Origin of the sequence: Pantoea sp. VS1, assembly GCF_002207995.1 — a bacterium.
In the GTDB taxonomy this organism is placed as follows: domain Bacteria; phylum Pseudomonadota; class Gammaproteobacteria; order Enterobacterales; family Enterobacteriaceae; genus Pantoea; species Pantoea dispersa.
Map to the genome: position 1 here is coordinate 91,754 of NZ_NHZE01000017.1, position 16,545 is coordinate 108,298.

Genomic DNA, 16,545 nt, shown 5'->3' on the forward strand with positions numbered 1-16,545 from the left:
TTAGCCTCCCTGTTGATCAGCCGCAGCCGATGGCTGCGCCAGCAGATTGCGCACGCGCGTTTGCATCAGTTTTTCCAGCAGCGCCTGGCTCTCCAGCGTGTCCGGCACGTCCATCGAAATACTTTGCTGACTCAGCTCGTCGAGCTGGGCGAGGAAGGCTTTGGTTGCCGCATCGTTAGTGTCGTACCAGGCACGCACCCAGGTGGATACCGCATCGATGGACTGTTTGTAGATTTCATCCTGATGGCGCGGCACCGCCTGCGCGGCAATCAGCAGACGTGAACGGATGTTTTCGCGCAGATAAACATCCTGATTCGGTGCCAGCAGCGGCTGCGCGGTATTATCGCGGCGGCGGATGGTGATGAAATCATCCATGAAGTTGTGCCAGCTCTTCACCAGATTCTGACGCCACTCGTGCAGCGAGCTGGAGAGCTCACCGCTGTCGGCATCCATCGGCGACTCATCGCTGTCGTTATCGGCCAGACGCAGATTATCCACGCCGTTCGACAACTGGTTCAGCTTGAGGATGATGCCGTCGTAGTCTACCTGGCTGACCGCCGCCAGTGAACTGATGTCCTGGGTCAGCGCGCGGCGCACGTTCATGATGCTGGGATCGTTCATCTCCGCCAGGCTGGTGTCCGCGCTTTTCAGCAGCGCTGCCGCGGTGGTGACGTCCTGATCGCTCCACAGTTTGCGACCCGCCAGTTTGACGAGGTAGTCGGCCTGCGCCAGCAGCCAGGTGCGGGTATCGTTGCCGGAAATAGTGGCCACTTTTTCACGCAGCGTCTCCAGCTCTTTGGCGCTGTTATCCTGCTGGCTGCGCGCTTCCTGCAGCGCGGTATTGGCGTCCGCCAGCTGCTGCGAGAGCTGTTGTTTATCGCTGCCCAGTTGCTGCTGCAGGGCGCTCAGCTGCTCGCTCAGGTTCTGGTTAGTCTGAGCCTGTAAGTCGGCCTGGTGTTTCCCATTCAGGTAAAGTCCCGCGCCAATCGCCAGTGCAATGACAATTGCCACCGCGCTCAGCACCTTGCCGTCGCTCTTTTTCGCGCGAGGCGGCTGGCTGGCTGGCGTCGGGGAAGTGTCCGCAGGGGTGGTTTCTTCAACCATGGCGGAGGAGTCTTTTTGTTCCGTCATTGTGGCTCATCCCAATGTTAAGTTCAGCGTAACGCACGCAGCAGCGCGTCGTTATCCGCACCATCGGCTACCTCAATCTCCTGCCAGCCTAATTCGGCGGCCTGGGTAGCCAAACGTTCACTGACGACCAGTAGTCGACAGTGCAGCAGCCATTCCCGCCGATCGATTGGCGGAAACAGCGCAAACAGTTGTTGTAACATTTCACCGCTGGTCACCACCAGCGTGGTAATACCGCGATCGCGCCAGCGACGGCCTTCAATCGCGCCGTCGTACTGCTTTTCACAGCGCTGATAGCACTCACAGTATTGCACGTCCGCGCCGCGGGCGATCAGCGTCTCCGCCAGCAGTTCACGGCCCGGACTGCCGCGCAGAATCAGCGCACGCTTGCCCCTGACCTGCTGCAGGCGATTCAGCCGCACCAGCTCTTCGCTGGTTTCCCGCGCATGCGGATAGTCAACTTTCAGATTACTGACGGTGTGCAGCGCCAGCGCGGTGCTGCGACCAATGGCATAATAGTCGAGAAATGCCGGCCACGCGCTGCGCTGCTGCTGTAAAGCGGGCTGGGCAAAGTGCACCACCTGCTGCGACAGCAGAAATACCAGGTCACCGGGCTGCAGGGCAGCCAGCTTTAGCGGCAGTTGAGAGAGATCGCGACCCGGCGTGAATTCAATCAGCGGAAACGACCACGCCAGTTTGCCCTGGCTGCGCAGGCGCGCGACCAGTTCGCTGGCGGCGGGTTCCGGACGGGTCACGAGGATAGTCATGCGGGCGGCTGTCCCTGATAAACTTCACGCAGAATGTCACGCGCGCCGCCGTCCAGCAGCTCTTCGGCCAGCGAGATCCCCATCTGTTCGGCCTGTTCACGCGGGCCGCGACGTTCGCCCACCACCATCTGGCTGCCATCCGGCGCACCGACCAGGCCGCGCAGCCACAGCTGATCATCTTCCAGCACGGCAAAACTGCCGATCGGCACCTGACAGCCGCCTTCGAGACGGGTATTCATGGCGCGCTCGGCGCGCACGCAGACGGCGGTGTCGCTGTGGTTCAGCGCCTGCAGCAGCGTAATTAACGGCTGATCGTCGAGGCGGCACTCAATGCCGACCGCGCCCTGGCCCACCGCCGGCAGGGAAAACTCCGCCGGCAGCGCCTGGCGAATGCGATCTTCCAGTCCAAGGCGTTTCAGCCCGGCGGCAGCAAGAATGATGGCGTCATACTCGCCGGCGTCCAGTTTGCTGAGACGCGTACCGACGTTACCGCGCAGCGAGCGGATCACCAGATCCGGGCGCCGTGCGCTGATCTGGCACTGGCGACGCAGGCTGGACGTGCCGACCACCGCGCCCTGTGGCAGCGCGTCAATCGAGGAATAATGATTCGAGACGAACGCGTCGCGCGGATCTTCGCGCTCGCAGATGGTCACCAGTCCCAGACCGTCGGGAAAATCGACCGGCACATCTTTCATGGAATGCACCGCCATATCGGCACGGTTTTCCAGCATCGCCAGCTCAAGCTCTTTGACAAACAGTCCTTTGCCACCCACTTTCGCCAGCGGCGTATCAAGGATGACATCACCTTTGGTGACCATCGGCACCAGCTCAACCTGCAAGCCGGGATGCGCAGCCATCAGGCGCTGTTGGACATATTGTGCCTGCCACAAGGCAAGCGGGCTTTGCCTGGTAGCAATTCTGAAAATTTTGTTTAACATGCTGTTAACCATTTTGATCGTTCATCGATTATCCTATCATTGATAGGGGAATGCTGTCAGTTTCAACGGATTGACCAGGCTGCAATCTCAGACCCGAGCCCGCTTTTTACGGCGTCAGATTCTGAGGCTGGAGTCCGAAAATGCAGGGCTACGTTTGGAACGTGCTAAACTGTCAGGTAGCGCAACTTTCTTTACGGTCAATCTTCCAGGTGTTAGATTGATCACGTTTCCAGCAATAATTTGCCCGACATCTTTATTATTAAGCGGCAGATTTTGGAAACAGGGTGCTTAACACTGGGACAATCAGGCGAAACGTCTTGTACCTCTACATTGAGACACTGAAACAGAGACTGGATGCGATTAACCAGCTGCGTGTAGATCGCGCACTGGCTGCCATGGGACCTGCTTTCCAGCACGTCTACAGTCTGCTGCCAACATTACTGCATTATCATCATCCGCTGATGCCGGGTTACCTTGAAGGTAGCGTTCCCCATGGCGTCAGCTTCTTTGCGCCTGATGAAAACCAGCAGCAGCTGCTGCAACAGTTAGCGGGCGACCATCCGCTCGACCTCAGCAGCGCGGTGAAGGGCGAACTGCCTATCACCGGCATCTACTCGATGGGCAGCACCTCGTCCGTCGGCCAGAACAGCGTCTCCGATCTCGACATCTGGGTATGCCATCAGTCATGGCTGGATAACGAAGAGCGTCTCAATCTGCAGCGCAAGTGTACGCTCCTGCAAAAATGGTGTGTGTCGCTGGGTGTGGAAGTCAGCTTCTTCCTGATCGACGAAAACCGCTTCCGCCATAATGAGAGCGGCAGCCTCGGCGGTGAGGACTGCGGTTCTACCCAACATATTTTACTGCTGGATGAGTTCTACCGTACCGCCGTGCGCATGGCGGGGAAACGCATTCTGTGGAACATGGTGCCTGGCGAAGAAGAACATCACTACGACGATTACGTGATGTCGCTCTATTCACAAGGCGTGCTGACGCCGAATGAGTGGCTGGATCTCGGCGGTCTCGGCACGCTGTCGGCGGAAGAGTATTTCGGTGCCAGCCTGTGGCAGCTGTATAAAAGTATCGATTCGCCGTACAAAGCGGTGCTGAAAACCCTGCTGCTGGAAGCTTACAGCTGGGAATACCCGAACACGCAGCTGCTGGCAATGGATATCAAACAGCGGCTGCACGACGGCGAAATTGTCTGCTTCGGTCTCGATCCCTACTGCATGATGCTGGAGCGCGTGACGCGCTATCTGACCAGCGTCGATGACACCGCGCGCCTCGACCTGGTGCGCCGCTGTTTTTACCTCAAAGTGTGCGAAAAACTCTCCAGCGAGGAGCAGCATCCGCGCGCGGGCTGGCGGCGTGAAATTCTGTCGCAGCTGGTGAAAGAGTGGGGCTGGGACGATGAGAAGCTGGCGGTGCTGGATAATCGCGCGCAGTGGAAAATCGAACGGGTGCGCGAGGCGCACAACGAGCTGCTGGATGCGATGATGCAGAGCTATCGCAACCTGATCCGTTTTGCCCGTCGCAACAATTTAAGCGTCAGCGCCAGCCCGCAGGACATCGGCGTGCTGACGCGTAAATTGTACGCCGCGTTTGAAGCGCTGCCGGGCAAAGTCACGCTGGTGAACCCGCAAATCTCGCCCGATCTGTCGGAAGAGAACCTGACCTTTATTCATGTGCCGGCCGGGCGCGCCAATCGTGCCGGATGGTATCTGTATAACCAGTCGCCGGACATGAGTTCAATCATCAGCCATCAGCCGCTGGAATATAACCGCTATCTCAACAAGTTAGTGGCATGGGCGTGGTTTAACGGACTGCTGACGCGCAAAACCCGTCTGCACATTAAGGGCAACGAATTCTGCGATCTGCCGCGCCTGCAGGAGCTGGTCAACGATGTCTCCAGCCACTTCCCGCTGCGCCTGCCGGCACCGACGCCGAAAGCGCTCTACAGCCCGTGCGAAATCCGGCATCTGGCGATCATCGTTAACCTCGAACACGATCCGACCTCGGCGTTCCGCAATCAGGTAGTGCACTTCGACTTCCGTAAGCTGGATGTATTTAGCTTTGGCCAGCAGCAGCAGTGCCTGATCGGCAGCATCGATCTGCTGTACCGCAACTCGTGGAACGAAGTGCGTACGCTGCACTTCAGCGGCGAGCAGGCGATGATTGAAGCGCTGAAAACCATTCTGGGCAAAATGCATCAGGACGCCGCACCGCCGGACACGGTAGAAGTATTCTGCTACAGCCAGCATCTGCGCGGTCTGATTCGTACCCGCGTGCAGCAGCTGGTGTCGGAATGCATTGAGCTGCGCCTGTCGAGCACGCGTCAGGAGCCGGGCCGCTTTAAAGCGCTGCGCATGGCCGGTCAGACCTGGGGGCTGTTTTTCGAGCGCATGAGCGTCTCGGTGCAGAAGCTGGAAAACGCGGTCGAGTTTTACGGCGCGATTTCCAACAACAAGCTGCACGGTTTGTCGATCAAAGTTGAATCGAACCAGACGCCGCTGCCGCCGGTGGTCAACGGCTACGCCAGCGAAGGCATCATTCAGTTCTTCTTTGAAGACACCAGTGACGATCGCGGCTTCAACATCTATATCCTCGATGAAAGCAACCGGGTTGAGGTGTATCACCATTGCGAAGGCAGCAAAGAGGAGCTGGTGCGTGACGTCAGCCGCTTCTATTCGTCGTCGCACGATCGCTTTACCTACGGCTCGAGTTTTATCAATTTCAACCTGCCGCAGTTCTATCAGATTGTGCACGCCGGCGATCGCTTCCAGGTGATTCCGTTCCGCAGCCAGACGCTGACGCAGCTGTGCGCCACCCAGCCGGACAACGACAACGGCGACTTCCAGCCGCGCTACCAGATGCACTAAAGCCGCTGCGCTGCACGCAGTGGCCTGCCCCCGTTTCTGAACCTTCTGCCGGATATTTCCTGTTGCTTTTACAACGTCAACTGCGATGATAAGCAGCTGGGATTTGGATAAAAAGAGCAGACAGAATGATACGAGTGATGAGCCAGCTGGGTATGGCGCTGGCACTGGTCAGCCTGGTAGGCTGTGGCCTGAAAGGACCGCTGTATTTCCCGCCCAACGATCGGCCGCAACAGAAAAATCAGCCGGTGACTGAGCAGCAGCAGAAAGCGGCACAGGATGCGGATACCAGCGGCCTGGTCACCAGCAAACCGGCTGGCGTGCAGGCGAATTAAACCCGATGAGTCATCCGGCGGAGCAGAAAATGCAGTTCTCGAAAATGCACGGTCTCGGTAACGACTTTATGGTCGTCGATGCCGTGACGCAAAACGTCTTTTTTTCGCCGGAACTGATTCGCCGCCTGGCGGATCGGCATCTGGGGATCGGCTTCGATCAGTTGCTGATCGTCGAGCCACCTTACGATCCGGATCTCGATTTCCACTACCGCATCTTCAACGCTGACGGCAGCGAAGTGGCACAGTGCGGCAACGGCGCGCGCTGTTTTGCCCGCTTTGTTCGCCTCAAAGGGCTGACCAATAAAAGCGACATTCGCGTCAGCACTCAGACCGGCCGCATGGTACTGAGCGTCACCAGCGATGAGCTGGTACGCGTTAACATGGGCGAGCCCAACTTTGACCCGCAGCAGGTGCCGCTGCGCGCTAACAAGGCGGAAAACCTCTATCTGCAGCGCGTGGCCGAGCAGACCGTGATGTTTGGCGCGGTATCAATGGGCAATCCACACTGCGTGATTCAGGTTGAAAGCGTGAAAACCGCCGCGGTGGTGACGCTCGGTCCGGCACTGGAGAGCCATGAGCGCTTTCCCGAGCGCGTGAACGTCGGCTTTATGGAAGTGGTCAATCCGGAACACATCCGTCTGCGCGTGTATGAACGCGGCGCGGGCGAAACTCAGGCGTGCGGCAGCGGCGCCTGCGCCGCAGTGGCCTGCGGCATTCAGCAGGGCATTCTGGCGGAGAAAGTGCGCGTCGATCTGCCCGGCGGCACGCTGCATATCGCCTGGAAAGGGGCCGGTCAGCCGCTGTTTATGACCGGGCCAGCCACACACGTCTATGATGGGTTTATTCATCTATGAAAAATATCGAAGAGCAGACCGACAGCGCGGTTTTGCTGGACGATCAGGCCGTGAGCGCCTGGCTGCGTCACAACCCCGATTTCTTTATTCGCAATGCGCGCCAGGTTGAGCAAATGATGGTGCCGCATCCGGTGCGCGGCAGCGTATCGCTGGTGGAGTGGCATATGGCGCGTCAGCGCAACCACATCCAGCAGCTGGAAGAGGAGATTACGCTGCTGATGGAGCAGGCAACCGCCAATCATCAGCTGTTCGATCGCCTGCTGGCGTTGCAGAGCCATCTCGCGGCGGCCGATAGCCTGCAGGAGATGCTGACGCGCCTGCATCGCTGGGCGCGCGAGCTTGGCCTGGCGGGCGCTAATGTGCGGCTGTTCAGCGACCGCTGGCGCATCGGCGCACCCTCCGATTTTACCCAGCTTGGTCTGTCACGCCAGGCGTTTGAGCCGCTGCGCATCCAGCGCTTTGGTCAGCAGCATCACTACCTTGGCAGCCTGAACGGACCGGAGCTGCTGCTGCTGCTGCCGCAGGCAAAAGCCGTCGGATCGGTGGCGATGTCGCTGATGGGCGAGCAGGGCGATCTCGGCGTACTGATCTTCAGCAGCCGCGACAACCAGCACTATCAGGCGGGCATGGGCACGCTGCTGCTGCAGCACCTGGCACAAATGCTGCCCGACCTGCTGTCTCGCTGGGTGGAGCGCGCATGAGCAGCGCCAGCCCGCTGTTGCCGGCCGTTGAGGGCTTTCTGCGCTATCTGAAAGTCGAACGCCAGCTCAGCCCGCTGACGCAAAAGAATTACCAGCGCCAGCTGCAGGCGCTTATCGCCATGGCGGATGACATGCACATTACCGCGTGGTCGCAGCTGGAACCGGCACAGGTGCGCAGTCTGGCGGCGCGCAGCCGGCGCGGCGGTCTCGGTGCCAGCAGCCTGGCCCTGCGCATGTCGGCGCTGCGCAGCTTTCTCGACTGGCAGGTCAGTCAGGGCATGCTGAGCGCCAATCCGGCGAAAGGTATCGCCACGCCGCGCAACGCACGGCATCTGCCAAAAAATATGGATGTCGACGAAGTCAGCCAGCTGCTGGAGATCGACCTCGACGATCCGCTGGCGGTGCGCGACCGCGCCATGCTGGAAACCATGTACGGCGGCGGTTTACGTCTCGCTGAACTGGTGGGCATCGACTGCCGTCATCTGGACCTGGAGAGCGGTGAAGTCTGGGTGCGCGGTAAAGGCAGCAAAGAGCGCCGCGTGCCGATTGGCGGCACCGCCGTCACCTGGCTGCAGCACTGGCTGCCGTTACGCAACAGCTTCGGGCCGCAGGATGATGCGGTTTTTGTGTCGACGCGCGGCAGCCGTATTTCGGCGCGCAATGTGCAGAAACGCTTCGCCGAATGGGGCATTAAGCAGGGCGTCGCCAGCCATATCCACCCGCATAAGCTGCGCCACTCGTTTGCTACCCATCTGCTGGAATCGAGCGGCGATCTGCGCGCAGTGCAGGAGCTGCTCGGCCACGCCAACCTCTCGACCACGCAAATCTATACCCACCTGGATTTCCAGCATCTGGCGTCGGTATACGATGCGGCACACCCGCGTGCCAAACGAGGAAAGTCTGAATGAAGTTTTATCGCCCGCTGGGCCCGATCAAAGCCATCACCTTCGATCTCGACGATACGCTATATGACAACTATCCGGTGATCCGTAAAACCACGGCGGAATCGCACGCTGCACTGCAGGCGTATCACCCGGCGCTGCGCGAGTTTACGCCGGAAGATTATCAGGCGCTGCGCGATGAACTGCTGCTGCGTGAACCGGAAATTTATCACGATGTCTCTGAGTGGCGTCGCCGCTCGGTAGAGCTGGCGCTGCTCAACGCCGGACTGCCGGCCGCGCAAGCCAGCGCAGGTGCCCGCGACGTGATGAGCGTGTTTCATCAGTGGCGCAGTGCGGTGGAGATGCCAGAAGAGACGCATCAGACGCTGGCCTGGCTCGGCGAGCGCGTGCCGCTGGTGGCGATCACCAATGGCAACGCCGACCCGCAAAAGCTCGGCATCGATCACTACTTCCAGTTCGCGCTGCGCGCCGGTCCGCACGGCCGCGCCAAGCCGTGGCAGGATATGTACCATCTGGCCGCCGAACGGTTGGGCATTGCGCCGCAGCATATTCTGCACGTCGGCGATGACCTGACCACCGACGTCGCCGGTGCGCTGCGCGCCGGTCTGCAGGCGTGCTGGATCAACCTGCGTGACGGCAATCTGATGCAGATTGATGACGCGCGCCTGCTGCCACACGTGGAAATTCATCAGTTGGCATCGCTGACCTCGCTGCTATAATGGCTGTAAATTTATCCAGTCGTATTCTGTATTCTGCAACGCGCGGCCGTGCAGGCTGTGTGTCACCAGCCTGATCGCTTAGCTGATTACGCCCTCGCAGATATCTGCCCTTGCCGCCTGGCGGCAACGCGAACGGTGCAGGATACGCATCCTACTTGCTTAAAACGGTGCTTATGGACGTTTCCGATCTGCTTAACGGCTTGAATGACAAACAGCGCGAAGCGGTCGCCGCGCCGCGCAGCAATCTGCTGGTGCTGGCCGGAGCAGGCAGCGGTAAAACCCGCGTGCTGGTGCATCGCATCGCCTGGCTGTTGTCGGTAGAGAACTGCTCGCCTTACTCAATCATGGCGGTGACCTTCACCAACAAGGCGGCGGCGGAGATGCGCCACCGTATCGACCAGCTGATCGGTACCAGCCAGGGCGGCATGTGGATTGGTACTTTCCACGGCCTGGCGCACCGTTTACTGCGCGCGCACCACCTGGATGCCGGGCTGCCGCAGGATTTTCAGATCCTCGACAGCGAAGATCAGCTGCGTCTGCTCAAGCGCCTGATCAAAGCCATGAACCTCGACGAGAAACAGTGGCCGGCGCGTCAGGGCATGTGGTACATCAACGGCAAAAAGGACGAAGGGCTGCGGCCTAAGCACATCGAAAGCTACGGCAATCCGGTGGAGCAGACGTGGCTGCGTATCTATCAGGCGTACCAGGAAGCCTGCGATCGCGCCGGGCTGGTCGACTTCGCCGAACTGCTGCTGCGGGCGCATGAGCTGTGGCTCAACAAGCCGCAGATTCTCAATCACTACCGCGAGCGCTTCAGCAATATTCTGGTGGACGAATTCCAGGACACCAACAACATTCAGTACGCGTGGATTCGCATGCTGGCTGGCGACAGCGGCCGGGTCATCATCGTTGGCGATGACGATCAGTCCATTTACGGCTGGCGCGGCGCGCAGGTGGAGAACATCCAGCGTTTCCTGCAGGATTTCCCAGGCGCGGAGACCATTCGTCTCGAGCAGAACTATCGCTCCACCAATAATATTCTGAAAGCAGCCAACGCCCTGATTGCCAACAACAATGGCCGCCTGGGGAAAGAGCTGTGGACCGACGGCAGCGACGGCGAAAAGATTTCGCTGTATTGCGCGTTCAACGAGCTGGATGAAGCGCGCTTTGTCGTCAATCGCATCAAAACCTGGCATGAAAACGGCAACGCGCTGCAGGATTGCGCCATTCTCTACCGTAGCAACGCCCAGTCGCGCGTGCTGGAAGAGGCGCTGCTGCAGGGCAGCATGCCGTACCGCATTTACGGCGGCATGCGCTTCTTCGAGCGCCAGGAGATCAAAGATGCGCTGGCCTATCTGCGGCTGCTGGCCAACCGCAACGACGATGCGGCATTCGAGCGCGTGGTCAACACGCCGGTGCGCGGCGTTGGCGATCGCACGCTTGACGTGGTGCGACAGACCGCGCGTGAGCAGCAGCTGACGCTGTGGCAGGCCACGCGCGCACTGCTGCAATCTAAAGCGCTGGCCGGCCGTGCCGCCTCGGCGCTACAGCGCTTCTGCGAGCTGGTGGATGCGCTGGCGACGGAAACCGCTGAGCTGCCGCTGCACGTTCAGACCGATCGGGTGATTAAAGACTCCGGCCTGTGGCTGATGTACGAGCAGGAAAAGGGCGAAAAAGGCCAGGCGCGTATCGAAAACTTAGAGGAACTGGTCACTGCCACGCGCCAGTTCAGCTATCAGGATGAAGACGAAGATCTGATGCCGCTGCAGGCGTTTCTGTCGCACGCGGCGCTGGAAGCTGGCGAAGGCCAGGCGGACAAATGGCAGGATGCGGTGCAGCTGATGACGCTGCACTCGGCGAAAGGGCTGGAGTTCAGCCAGGTGTTTATCGTCGGCATGGAAGAGGGCATGTTCCCGAGCCAGATGTCGCTGGACGAAGGCGGCCGGCTGGAGGAGGAGCGTCGCCTGGCGTATGTCGGCGTGACGCGTGCGATGGAGAAGCTGACGCTCACCTACGCCGAAACCCGCCGCCTTTATGGTAAGGAAGTGTATCACCGGCCATCGCGTTTCATTGGTGAACTGCCGGAAGAGTGCGTGGAAGAGGTGCGGCTGCGCGCCAGCGTGAGCCGGCCGGTGAGTCATCAGCGCATGGGCACACCAGTGGCGAAGAGCGACAGCGGCTTCGCGCTCGGGCAGCGCGTGCGCCACGCTAAGTTCGGCGAAGGCACCATTATCAATCTGGAAGGCAGCGGCGAGCACAGCCGTCTGCAGGTGGCCTTCCAGGGTCAGGGCATTAAGTGGCTGGTGGCGGCTTACGCCCGGCTGGAAACCGTGTAGCGCGGTTGCGCTACCTTGACGACTTTTTCGTCTCAGCGTAACATGCGCGCACTATTATCATGAGAGGACAATGCCTTGGACGCGCCCAGTCGATGCTGGCTCTATACCCTGGTTAACAGGGACAATTTCTAAGGCTACCTCTTTAACGCGGGTAGCCTTAGCGGTTATCAGCGACCTCCCTTTTTGATCCCGTCGCACGAGTCAGCACTGATTTACCCTTGAAGCGAAAGTTTCCGCGTTCAGGCTTTGCCGTGCCCGTGGTGCCAGCAGCACTGCGGTTCACCGCCTTGTCCCATGTCGTCTGCAATGGGGAGTATTGCTATGCTGAGCGCATTTAAACTGGAGCGCGATCGCCTGACGCGCATCGAGCTGGAAGACAACAACGACAAACTCAACACCTCGGTGTGGGTCGATCTGATCGAGCCGGACGACAGCGAGCGTGAGCGCGTGCAGTCAGAACTGGGGCAGAGCCTGGCAACGCGTCCCGAGCTGGAGGACATTGAGGCCTCGGCGCGTTTCTTCGAAGACGAAGACGGCCTGCACATCCACTCCTTTTTCTTTTTTGAAGATGCTGAAGATCACGCCGGCAACTCCACCGTGGCGTTTACCATCCGCGAAGATCGCCTGTACACACTGCGCGAGCGTGAGCTGCCGGCGTTCCGCCTGTACCGCATGCGCGCGCGCAATCAGCAGCTGACCGACGGCAACGCCTATGAACTGCTGCTCGATCTGTTCGAAACCAAAATCGAGCAGCTGGCGGATGAGATTGAGAACATCTATAGCGCGCTGGAAAAACTCAGCCGCGTGATCATGGAAGGGCAGCAGGGCGAAGAGTACGACGACGCGCTATCGCGCCTGGCGGAGCTGGAGGATATCGGCTGGAAAGTACGCCTGTGTCTGATGGATACCCAGCGTGCGCTGAACTTCCTGGTGCGAAAAGCGCGGCTGCCGGGCAATCAGCTGGAGCAGGCGCGCGAGATCCTGCGCGACATTGAATCGCTGCTGCCGCACAACGAATCGCTGTTCCAGAAGGTTAACTTCCTGATGCAGGCGGCGATGGGCTTTATTAACATCGAGCAGAACCGCATCATCAAAATCTTCTCGGTGGTATCCGTGGTGTTCCTGCCGCCAACGCTGGTGGCCTCCAGCTACGGTATGAACTTTGAGTTTATGCCGGAGCTGAAGTGGAGCTTTGGTTATCCCGGCGCGATTGGCCTGATGATTCTCGCCGGGCTGGCGCCGTATCTCTATTTCAAACGGAAGAACTGGCTGTAATCGCACAGCATTGCATCATCGCACAGAACCGTAGCGGCGCGATTCATCGCGCTTTGTCTAACGGATGCTCAGCATATTGCGTCGTGGCATTCGCGTTATTAATACGCAAACCTGAGCGCAATAAATTGCGCCGCTACAACAGCGTGCGGTCTTTTGCTGGCGCCTTACCCCTGACGCGCCAGCGCTAATCTGCTAACCTGTTGCCTTAACTCACTTTCTGATTTCCACCTTATGGCGCGTTTCTCTTTGCGGCAGCAGTGGGCGCTGCTGCTGACGGCTTCGCTGGTGCTGGGCTGCCTGCTGCAGCTATTGCACCTGCCGGCTGCACTGCTGCTCGGTCCGATGATTGTCGGTACCATTATGGGTCTGAGCGGCGCAACCGTGCGCATCGACAAACGGCTGTTCGTGCTGGCACAGGCGGTGCTGGGCTGCATGATCGGCCAGAGCCTGTCGCCTGCGATCCTCTCGCCGCTGCTTGATGACTGGCCGGTGGTGCTGGCGGTGCTGCTGCTGACGCTGGCGGCCAGCGGGCTGTCCGGTTTTCTGCTGGTGCGCTTTAGCTCGCTGCCGGGACCGACCGGCGCGTGGGGATCGTCGCCGGGCGGCGCGTCCGCAATGGTGGCGATGGCGGGCGATTTCGGCGCCGACGTGCGGCTGGTGGCGTTTATGCAATATCTGCGCGTACTGTTTGTTGCTACCGCCGCGGCCGTGGTGGCTCGCATCGGCCTCGGCAGCAGCGGTGCCGCCGCCCACATTGTCTGGCTGCCGCCGCTGCACAGTGGCTTCGTGCTGACGCTGCTGGTGATGGTGGCGGGTGCGTGGCTGGGGCAGAAACTGCGTATTCCGTCCGGCGCGCTGCTGCTGCCGGCGCTGATGGGTGCCACGCTGCACGGAACGGGGGTCGCGACGCTGCAGGTGCCGGAGTGGCTGCTGGCACTGGCCTATGCGCTGATCGGCTGGAGCGTTGGCCTGCGCTTTACCCGGCCGATTTTTTTGCTGGCGCTGCGCACGCTGCCGCAAATGATCGCCTCGATTATCGGCCTGATGCTGCTGTGCGGGGGGCTGGCGTGGATGCTGACGCGCGTGCTGCACGTCGATCTGATGACCGCTTATCTGGCAACCAGCCCGGGCGGGCTGGATACGGTGGCGATTATTGCTGCTGGCAGCCGGGTCGATATCGCGTTTGTCATGGCGCTGCAGACGCTGCGTCTGTTTACCATTCTGCTCACCGGCCCGGCGATGGCCCGTTTTATCTCACGCTATGCGCACGCGCGTGCGGGCTGAAAACAGCAGCGCGTCCAGAATGAAGATCGCCAGCGCCAGCCAGATGAAGCCGAAGGTCACCATTTTATCCGGCGTCAGGCTCTCACCGTAAAACAGCACCGCCAGCAGGAACATCAGCGTCGGCCCCAGATATTGAAAGAAACCGACCGTCGACAGGCGCAGGCGCGCGCAGGCGGCGGCGAACAGCATCAGCGGAATGGTGGTAATGATGCCGGCGGCGATCAGCTTGAGGTTCAGGCTGAGTGGATTAGCGCTGAGGTGGCTGGTGGCGCTGTCAGCAAAGCCAAACAGATAGATGGCCGCCAGCGGGAACAGCCACGCGGTTTCAATCAGCATACCGCTCTGTGCATCAACCTGAATCTTCTTGCGCACCAGCCCGTACAGCGCAAAGCTCAGCGCCAGACCGAGACCGATGATCGGCAGCGAACCGAACTGCCACAGCTGTACCAGCACGCCGGTGGCCGCCAGCAGCACCGCTAGCCACTGCAGACGGCGGAAGCGCTCACGCAGAAACAGCATGCCAAACACCACGTTAATCAGTGGGTTGATAAAGTAGCCGAGGCTGGCCTCCAGCATATGCTGATTATTCACCGCCCAGATAAACAGCAGCCAGTTGCCGCCGATGGTCAGTGCGGTCAGCGCCAGCAGCAGCACTTTTTTCGGCTGGGCCAGCACGCTGCGCACCTGACGCCAGCTGCGGCTCAGGGTAATCAGTCCCAGCATAAACAGGGCCGACCAAATCACACGGTGGGTCATAATTTCTGTCGGAGGCACTTCTTTGACCAGCTTGAAGTAGGCCGGTGCGATGCCCCAGATAAAGTAAGCGCCCAGCGCATAAAAAATGCCCTGACGCGTTTGTTGCGTATCCATCATCTATTCCAGAAAGCGGCGAGTGTGGCAGGCCGCGTGAGATTAACCAATAAGATAGGTCGCAGTCGCGGTGGCGATGTAATCGCCCTGCTGATTGTGCAATTCGACGCGCGCTACCGCGACTTTATTCCCGGCGCGCAGCAGGCTGCTGGTGGCGACAAAGCGCTCGCCGCGGCCCGGGCGCAGGTAATCGACGCGCATATCAATGGTGCCCATGCGCGACAGACGCTGACGCAGCTCCTCTTCGCTGATGCTCTGCTGGCGCGACAGCGCATGGCTGACGCACACCAGCCCGGCGGCAACATCCAGCACTGAGGCTATCACGCCACCGTGCAGAATCTGCTGCGCGGCGTTACCCACCAGCATGGTTTTATTGGTAAAGCCGAGTTCGGCGTAATCGGCTTCAAGGCGATCCAGCTCAAGGCCCAGTGCCTGATTAAACGGCATGTGATAGACAAAAATTTCGCCAATCAGCCGGCGCGCTTCCTGCTGTGTCAGCATCGGGGATGACATTTTTCCTGCCTTAAGATGTTAAAGAATTGTGTATATTATGCCGCGTTCGCGCCGCTTTCCAGTTTCAGAAATCCGCGCTAATCAACCACCGGGTTTGCGTGTAGAATGGGGTGCTTTTTGAACCGTCGCCCGACGATAACTTTTGCAGCGCTCTGGAGAATTCTATGCGTAAGCAGTACGCCTTGCTGGCCGCGGCATTTATGGTTCCTGCGCTGGCGCAGGCCGATGAAGCCACCGTGAAAGAGGTTCATGACGCACCAGCGGTGAAGGGCAGTATTATCGCTAACCTGCTGGAAAAACACGATAACCCATTCGTGCTTTATCCCTATGAAAATAACTATCTGCTTTACACCTACACCAGTGACATGAATAAAGAGGCGATTTCCTCTTACAACTGGGCAGACAAAGCGAAAAAGGATGAAGTAAAATTCCAGCTCAGCCTGGCGTTTCCGCTGTGGCGCGGCATTTTGGGTGACAACTCGGTGCTGGCCGCGTCGTATACTCAGCGCTCCTGGTGGCAGTTGTCGAACCGGGGGGCTTCATCACCGTTTCGTGAAACCAACTATGAGCCGCAGATTTTTCTCGGCTGGGCCACCGACTATTCGCTGGGCGGCTGGACATTACGCGACGTCGAGCTGGGTCTGAATCATCAGTCAAATGGCCGCAGCGATCCCACGTCACGCAGCTGGAACCGCGCTTACGCCCGTCTGATGGCGGAGAATGGCAACTTCCTGGCGGAAATCAAACCCTGGTATCGTCTGCCGGAAAGTGCCAGCAACGACGATAACCCGGACATCACCAAATACATGGGCTACTACCGCGCGAAGCTGGGCTATATGCTCGGCGACAGTATTTTCAGCGTGGAAGGCAATTACAACTGGAATAGCGGCTACGGCGGTGCAACCTTCGCGTGGAGCTATCCGATTTCTGAACACGTGCGCTTTTACACGCAGCTGTTCAGCGGTTATGGTGAATCCCTTATTGACTATAACCATCGCCAGACGCGTCTTGGCGTCGGCGTAACGCTTAACGATCTGTTCTAACCAGTCA

General features: G+C 59.5%; 15 protein-coding genes. 10 read left to right on the forward strand and 5 right to left on the reverse strand.

The features are described 5' to 3' along the window. The 3 genes from hemX to hemC are packed head-to-tail and all read right to left on the reverse strand — an operon-like array spanning position 1 to position 2,833. Positions 1 to 1,131, reverse strand: coding sequence for a uroporphyrinogen-III C-methyltransferase (gene hemX / locus CBW22_RS09990; protein ID WP_058758109.1), 1,131 nt, complete (start codon positions 1,129 to 1,131; stop codon positions 1 to 3). Between the two features lie 23 nt (positions 1,132 to 1,154). Beyond that, positions 1,155 to 1,895: a uroporphyrinogen-III synthase gene (hemD, locus tag CBW22_RS09995; protein WP_088516574.1), complete on the reverse strand. Its 741-nt coding sequence runs from the start codon at positions 1,893 to 1,895 to the stop codon at positions 1,155 to 1,157. Further along, entirely contained in the window at positions 1,892 to 2,833 is a 942-nt protein-coding gene (hemC, locus tag CBW22_RS10000) for a hydroxymethylbilane synthase (protein ID WP_031279613.1), read from the reverse strand. The genes hemD and hemC overlap by 4 nt, the downstream gene beginning before the upstream one ends. 317 nt (positions 2,834 to 3,150) lie before the next feature. Between hemC and CBW22_RS10005 the strand changes: the two genes are divergently transcribed. From CBW22_RS10005 to CBW22_RS10045, 9 genes are all read left to right on the forward strand, one after another. Next, positions 3,151 to 5,709 carry a class I adenylate cyclase gene (locus CBW22_RS10005; protein ID WP_021506974.1) on the forward strand — a complete coding sequence of 853 codons (2,559 nt, stop codon included), beginning with the start codon at positions 3,151 to 3,153 and terminating at the stop codon, positions 5,707 to 5,709. A gap of 125 nt (positions 5,710 to 5,834) precedes the next feature. Then, positions 5,835 to 6,041: an LPS translocon maturation chaperone LptM gene (gene lptM / locus CBW22_RS10010; RefSeq protein ID WP_022548017.1), complete on the forward strand. Its 207-nt coding sequence runs from the start codon at positions 5,835 to 5,837 to the stop codon at positions 6,039 to 6,041. Positions 6,042 to 6,070: 29 nt separating this feature from the next. Beyond that, complete coding sequence (gene dapF / locus CBW22_RS10015) at positions 6,071 to 6,895, forward strand: diaminopimelate epimerase (protein ID WP_088516584.1); 825 nt, start codon at positions 6,071 to 6,073, stop codon at positions 6,893 to 6,895. Beyond that, on the forward strand, positions 6,892 to 7,596 hold the full coding sequence (locus tag CBW22_RS10020) for a DUF484 domain-containing protein (protein WP_021506972.1): 705 nt from the start codon (positions 6,892 to 6,894) through the stop codon (positions 7,594 to 7,596). Before dapF ends, CBW22_RS10020 begins: the two co-directional genes overlap by 4 nt. Next, positions 7,593 to 8,504 (forward strand): tyrosine recombinase XerC, encoded by a 912-nt coding sequence (gene xerC / locus CBW22_RS10025; protein WP_058781630.1) that lies wholly within the window; start codon positions 7,593 to 7,595, stop codon positions 8,502 to 8,504. The genes CBW22_RS10020 and xerC overlap by 4 nt, the downstream gene beginning before the upstream one ends. After that, complete coding sequence (gene yigB, locus CBW22_RS10030) at positions 8,501 to 9,217, forward strand: 5-amino-6-(5-phospho-D-ribitylamino)uracil phosphatase YigB (protein ID WP_088516575.1); 717 nt, start codon at positions 8,501 to 8,503, stop codon at positions 9,215 to 9,217. The genes xerC and yigB overlap by 4 nt, the downstream gene beginning before the upstream one ends. A 173-nt stretch (positions 9,218 to 9,390) precedes the next feature. Then, complete coding sequence (gene uvrD, locus CBW22_RS10035; RefSeq protein WP_021506969.1) at positions 9,391 to 11,553, forward strand: DNA helicase II; 2,163 nt, start codon at positions 9,391 to 9,393, stop codon at positions 11,551 to 11,553. A 321-nt stretch (positions 11,554 to 11,874) separates the two neighbouring features. Beyond that, complete coding sequence (gene corA, locus CBW22_RS10040; RefSeq protein WP_010617090.1) at positions 11,875 to 12,828, forward strand: magnesium/cobalt transporter CorA; 954 nt, start codon at positions 11,875 to 11,877, stop codon at positions 12,826 to 12,828. A 231-nt stretch (positions 12,829 to 13,059) separates the two neighbouring features. Further along, positions 13,060 to 14,112: an AbrB family transcriptional regulator gene (locus CBW22_RS10045; RefSeq protein ID WP_058775517.1), complete on the forward strand. Its 1,053-nt coding sequence runs from the start codon at positions 13,060 to 13,062 to the stop codon at positions 14,110 to 14,112. On the opposite strand, the gene rarD is transcribed toward CBW22_RS10045, so the two are convergent. Next, on the reverse strand, positions 14,083 to 14,982 hold the full coding sequence (gene rarD / locus CBW22_RS10050; RefSeq protein WP_058771068.1) for an EamA family transporter RarD: 900 nt from the start codon (positions 14,980 to 14,982) through the stop codon (positions 14,083 to 14,085). The genes CBW22_RS10045 and rarD overlap by 30 nt on opposite strands. A gap of 42 nt (positions 14,983 to 15,024) precedes the next feature. Continuing rightward, the gene (locus tag CBW22_RS10055) at positions 15,025 to 15,495 is read right to left on the reverse strand and encodes a thioesterase family protein (RefSeq protein ID WP_088516576.1); all 471 of its coding nucleotides are present in this window, start codon (positions 15,493 to 15,495) and stop codon (positions 15,025 to 15,027) included. Between the two features lie 164 nt (positions 15,496 to 15,659). Here CBW22_RS10055 and pldA point away from each other — a divergent pair, with 164 nt between their 5' ends. Further along, positions 15,660 to 16,538 (forward strand): phospholipase A, encoded by an 879-nt coding sequence (gene pldA / locus CBW22_RS10060; protein WP_021506965.1) that lies wholly within the window; start codon positions 15,660 to 15,662, stop codon positions 16,536 to 16,538. Positions 16,539 to 16,545: the final 7 nt, after the last annotated feature.

What these genes read in the sequence shown, in the direction of transcription:
- CBW22_RS10055 (WP_088516576.1), bottom strand. Translation starts at nt 15,495, where the DNA reads ATGTCATCCCCGATGCTGACACAGCAGGAAGCGCGCCGGCTGATTGGC.
- uvrD (WP_021506969.1), top strand. Translation starts at nt 9,391, where the DNA reads ATGGACGTTTCCGATCTGCTTAACGGCTTGAATGACAAACAGCGCGAA.
- hemC (WP_031279613.1), bottom strand. Translation starts at nt 2,833, where the DNA reads ATGTTAAACAAAATTTTCAGAATTGCTACCAGGCAAAGCCCGCTTGCC.
- yigB (WP_088516575.1), top strand. Translation starts at nt 8,501, where the DNA reads ATGAAGTTTTATCGCCCGCTGGGCCCGATCAAAGCCATCACCTTCGAT.
- dapF (WP_088516584.1), top strand. Translation starts at nt 6,071, where the DNA reads ATGCAGTTCTCGAAAATGCACGGTCTCGGTAACGACTTTATGGTCGTC.
- rarD (WP_058771068.1), bottom strand. Translation starts at nt 14,982, where the DNA reads ATGGATACGCAACAAACGCGTCAGGGCATTTTTTATGCGCTGGGCGCT.
- corA (WP_010617090.1), top strand. Translation starts at nt 11,875, where the DNA reads ATGCTGAGCGCATTTAAACTGGAGCGCGATCGCCTGACGCGCATCGAG.
- hemX (WP_058758109.1), bottom strand. Translation starts at nt 1,131, where the DNA reads ATGACGGAACAAAAAGACTCCTCCGCCATGGTTGAAGAAACCACCCCT.
- CBW22_RS10020 (WP_021506972.1), top strand. Translation starts at nt 6,892, where the DNA reads ATGAAAAATATCGAAGAGCAGACCGACAGCGCGGTTTTGCTGGACGAT.
- lptM (WP_022548017.1), top strand. Translation starts at nt 5,835, where the DNA reads ATGATACGAGTGATGAGCCAGCTGGGTATGGCGCTGGCACTGGTCAGC.
- hemD (WP_088516574.1), bottom strand. Translation starts at nt 1,895, where the DNA reads ATGACTATCCTCGTGACCCGTCCGGAACCCGCCGCCAGCGAACTGGTC.
- CBW22_RS10045 (WP_058775517.1), top strand. Translation starts at nt 13,060, where the DNA reads ATGGCGCGTTTCTCTTTGCGGCAGCAGTGGGCGCTGCTGCTGACGGCT.
- xerC (WP_058781630.1), top strand. Translation starts at nt 7,593, where the DNA reads ATGAGCAGCGCCAGCCCGCTGTTGCCGGCCGTTGAGGGCTTTCTGCGC.
- pldA (WP_021506965.1), top strand. Translation starts at nt 15,660, where the DNA reads ATGCGTAAGCAGTACGCCTTGCTGGCCGCGGCATTTATGGTTCCTGCG.